This is a genomic window from Zavarzinia sp. (assembly GCF_049306435.1).
GTDB lineage: Bacteria > Pseudomonadota > Alphaproteobacteria > Zavarziniales > Zavarziniaceae > Zavarzinia.
Genome location: NZ_JBAQRT010000278.1, coordinates 1 through 4,319, shown reverse-complemented (window position 1 = coordinate 4,319; position 4,319 = coordinate 1). Strand labels below are relative to the sequence as shown.

Genomic DNA, 4,319 nt, shown 5'->3' with positions numbered 1-4,319 from the left:
AGGCGTCGGGCCGCGACGCGCGTTGGGGGCAGGGGACCGCAATGGCAATGGGGAAGTCGAAGTCTGTCCAAGGCGCCGGTGGGGCGAAACGGGGCAGGGCATGGCTGCCGGTGGCGGCCGCGGGCCTCGCCGGGGGGCTGATCGGCGGCACGGGGTTTGCCCTTGCCGAGGTCTATCAGCTCGAAAACGGCGCGACCATCGGCGTCAACATGACGACGACCTATCAGATCGGCGTCCGGGCCGAGGACCCGAACCCGCGCTCCTTCTCGCCCGAGACGGATTACGCCCAGGTCGTCATCCTGCCGCAGCTGCCGATCCTGCCGGTGGTGCCGACCTCGACCCATACGCCGCAGACCTATAACTTCGACGATCCCAATCTGAATTTCGAGAAGGGCGACCTGATCACCAACGCAGTGACCGCGCTCCTCGAAGCCAGCTTCAAATACGAGGAATTCGGCGTCAACCTGAGCGGCAACGCCTTCTATGATTTCGTCTATCATTCGGCCAATGCCAACGACACGTCTTTTCCGGACGGCATCAACAAGAGTTCCGGCGAGCCGGACCAGTTTCCGGGCCAGACGCGGGTCGCGAACGGCGGTCGCTTCCGCCTGCTCGACGCCTTTGCCTATGGCACCTTCCATCCCTTCGATACCGATCTGTCGATCCGGGTCGGCAATCAGGTGGTGGCCTGGGGCGAGAGCCTGTTTTTCGGCAATATCTCGCTCAGTCAGGGCGTCGTCGATGTAACGCGTTCGAACTCGCCGGGTTCGGAGGTGAAGGATATCCTGCTGCCGGTGCCGCAGGTCTCGATGAACTGGGGCCTGACCGACCGCCTGTCCCTGCTCGGCTATTATCAGTTCGGCTTCGAGAACAACCAGATGGACGGCGTCGGCAGTTTCTTCAGCCGCTCCGACATCATCGGGCCGGGCGCCGAATTCGCCTATGGCTCGGTCAATCCGTTCCCCGATGTCATCACCACCCTCGCCTCCGCCTGCACCCTCAGCCCGTCGACGCCGGGGTGCCAGAACATCGCCCTGCCGATGCCGATCGCGCAGCTTCTGTCGCAGGTGATCAGCGACAATCTGCTGGGCATCGCCAACGAGGACACCAGGCGGTTCGACGTCGCCTATGCCGGCGAGGTGAAGCCGAACAGCGGCCAGTTCGGCGCCGGCCTGCTTTACGACGTCACCGACAATCTGACGGCGGGCCTGTATTTCCTGAAGTATCACGACAAGAACCCGTCGCCGACCTTCGATATCTCGACCATCGACACCGATCCCTTCCGCCCGGGTTCGGTCGGCGGTGCCGTCGCCGGTCTTTGCGGCGGCCTCGGCATCGACTGTTCCGGCGTCGAGGGCATGGTGAATTCGGTGGTGGACAATCTGGTGGCGACGGTTGCCCCGCTCTACCTGCCCTATACCTATCGCGTGGTCTATTACGAGGACGTCAAGCTCTACGGCGGCAGCGCGACGACGACCCTCGGCCCGGTCAACGTCGGCTTCGAATTCGCCTATCGCCAGGGCGCGCCCATGCTGGTCAACGGCAAGATCTCGGGCATCACGGCGCCGCAGCCGGTGCGCGGCGACTATTGGCAGGCCAATCTGAGCGGGCTTTATGTGGGTGGCGCCACCGCCTGGTGGGACTCGCTGAACCTGATCGCCGAGGTCAGCCTCAATCACGTCGTCAGCCACGAGACACTCTATTTCTACGATCAGAACGGCCAGCCCCTGCAGGACGGCAAGGGTAACAACATCAACGCCTTCCGTGAGCTGACCGGCGACCAGACCTCCTGGGGGATTCAGGGCCTCGCCGAGTTCGGCTTCACCGACGTCTTCCCGGGTGGCTGGGACATGGCGGTTCCCGTCGCCTTCGGCATCGCCTTCGGCACGCCGGCCGCGCCCGGCGCCCTCGGCGCCCTGTCGGGCACGGGCGACGTCCGTGTCTCCTCGGGTATCAAGTTCCGGCATCTGAACAATCTCGAGATCGGCATCATCTATACCGCCTTCTTCGGCTCCTACGAGCGGATCGAGCGGCCGCTGGTCGATCGCGACTACGTCATCGCCACGGCCAAATATACATTCTGAACAAAGCCAAGAAACAACCGAGGAGGAACTCCATGGATCGCAGGACTTTCGTCGCCGGACTGGGCGCGGCCGCCTGGGCCGCCGCCACGCCCCACTTCGGCTTCGCCAAGGCGACGGCGGACGAGGTGGCGAAACTGGGCACATCCCTGACCCCGGCCGGCGCGATCAGGGAAGGCAGCGCCGACGGCTTGCTGGCGCCCTGGTCGGGCAAATGGCTGGGCGTGCCGCCCGGTATCAGCCATGGCGGCACGGGCAAGGTCCAGGCCAATCCTTACGCGGCCGAAAAGCCGCTGTTCTCGATCACGGCACAGAACTTCCAGCAACATGCCGACCGCCTGACCGAGGGCCAGAAGGCCCTGTTGCAAAAGAATCCGGCGAGTTTCCGCATGGATGTCTATCCCTGCCATCGTGATTTCCGCTTCAACGACGCGCTGCACGCCAATCTGAAGCTGAACGCGCAGGAAGCGCAGGTAACGGCGGATGGCGAGGGCGTGACCGGAACCTTCGGCGCGCCTGCCTTCCCCTTCCCGAAGAGCGGGCTGGAGCTGATCTGGAATGTGATCAGCATTCCGCGTGGCTTCACCCAGCGCGGCACCATGGACGAAGCCGTGGTCTATCCCGACGGCAATGTCGCCTGGGGCGCGCAGCAGTGGGATATCTATGCGACCGCCTATGACCCGACGGTCGCCCGCGCCAGTTTCGACGGCGGCTCGGCCTTCGTCTTCCGCAGCACCCTGAAGCCCGAGCGCGAGCGGGGCTCGATCACCCTCGTTCGGGAATATTGGGATTTCGGCAACCGGCCGAGCCAGGCCTGGCAATATGTCCCGGGCACCCGGCGGGTGAAGCAGGTGCCGGAAATCGCCGGCGACTATCCGCTGGGGCCGGGCGGGTTTCATACGGTGGACGATACCGGCCTGTGGACCCAGTCGCCCAAGCGCTATGATTGGGAAATCGCGGGCAAGAAGGAAATCTTCATCCCCTACAACAACTTCCTGATCGAAGACCCGGCGGTGAAATACAAGGACATGCTGGCCAAGGCCCATCTGAACCCCGAGACGGTGCGCTGGGAATTGCATCGCTGCTGGGTGCTGAAGGCCAGGCTGAAGCCGGGCCTGCGCCATGTCTATGCCGCCCGCACGCTCTATATCGACGAGGACAGTTTCAACCCCGCGATCGCCGACATGTATGACGCCCGCGGCCAGCTCTATCGCATGGCGATGAACACCACGTCCTACGACTATGTCTCGCAGTTCTTCCAGCAGCGGGTTTGCGTCTATCACGACCTCGTCTCCGGCGCCTATATGGCCGACCGCCTGTCGAGCGAGGTGGTGGACCGGATGCGCTACAACGAGGGCGGCCGCAAGGAAAGCGACTACACCCCGCAGGAATTGAAGCGGAAGGGCGTCTGATCCCCGGCCGGCGGCTCGTCCATCAGGACGATGCCGCCGGGCGCATGGATCGCGAGAATGCCGTAAAGCGGTAAAGGGGAGAGGCGTGATGACGACAGGCAAGGGCAGCGGCGGTGATATCGGCGCCGAGGTCTCGGCCGGCAATGCCGTCGTCGCGGCGCCCCTGCCGGTGCCGGCGCGGTTCGACGCCGATTGCGGGTTGCTCGTCGTCGGTTACGGCGCGGCCGGGGCCTGCGCCGCGCTGGAGGCGGCGGAAAGCGGGCTGGACGTGCTGCTGGTCGACCGTTTCGCCGGGGGCGGGGCGAGCTGGCTGTCCGGCGGCATCGTCTATGCCGGCGGCGGCACCCGCCACCAGACCGCGGCCGGCCGTCCCGACAGTGTCGACGCCATGGCGGCCTATCTCGCCCGGGAAGTGGGCGATGCCGTCTCGGCCGAGACGATCCGCCGCTATGCCGCGCAAAGCGCGTCCATGATCGACTGGCTGGAGGCGCATGGCGTCGGCTTCGACAGTGCCGAGGCGCCGCACGAAACCTCCTATCCGTCCAAGGATCATTATCTCTATTTCTCGGGCAACGAGATGGTGCCGGCCAATCGCGACGCCATTCCGCCCGCCCCGCGCGGCCACCGGGCCAAGGGCAAGTGGCTGTCCGGCCGGGCCATGATGGAAGCGCTGATGGCGCGCATCGCCCGCACCCCCGGCATCACGGTGCGGACCGAGGCGAAGGTGCGCCGCCTGATCGTCGATCCGGCGGGCGCCGTCGTCGGCGCCGAATTCATGGCGCTCCGCCCCGGCGGGATCGCCGCCCGGCTGCACCGCGCGCTGGAG

General features: G+C 65.5%; 3 protein-coding genes. All 3 read left to right on the top strand.

Going from position 1 to position 4,319, the window contains the following annotated elements; genetic code table 11:
- The first annotated feature begins 110 nt into the window (after nt 1-110).
- The gene (locus tag WAZ62_RS15560; protein WP_422644448.1) at nt 111-2,084 is read left to right on the top strand and encodes a DUF1302 domain-containing protein; all 1,974 of its coding nucleotides are present in this window, start codon (nt 111-113) and stop codon (nt 2,082-2,084) included.
- A gap of 32 nt (nt 2,085-2,116) precedes the next feature.
- The gene (locus WAZ62_RS15555; RefSeq protein ID WP_422644447.1) at nt 2,117-3,493 is read left to right on the top strand and encodes a DUF1329 domain-containing protein; all 1,377 of its coding nucleotides are present in this window, start codon (nt 2,117-2,119) and stop codon (nt 3,491-3,493) included.
- An 88-nt stretch (nt 3,494-3,581) separates the two neighbouring features.
- Nucleotides 3,582-4,319 (top strand): FAD-dependent oxidoreductase (locus WAZ62_RS15550; RefSeq protein ID WP_422644446.1); only part of this gene is annotated, 738 nt, incomplete at its 3' end.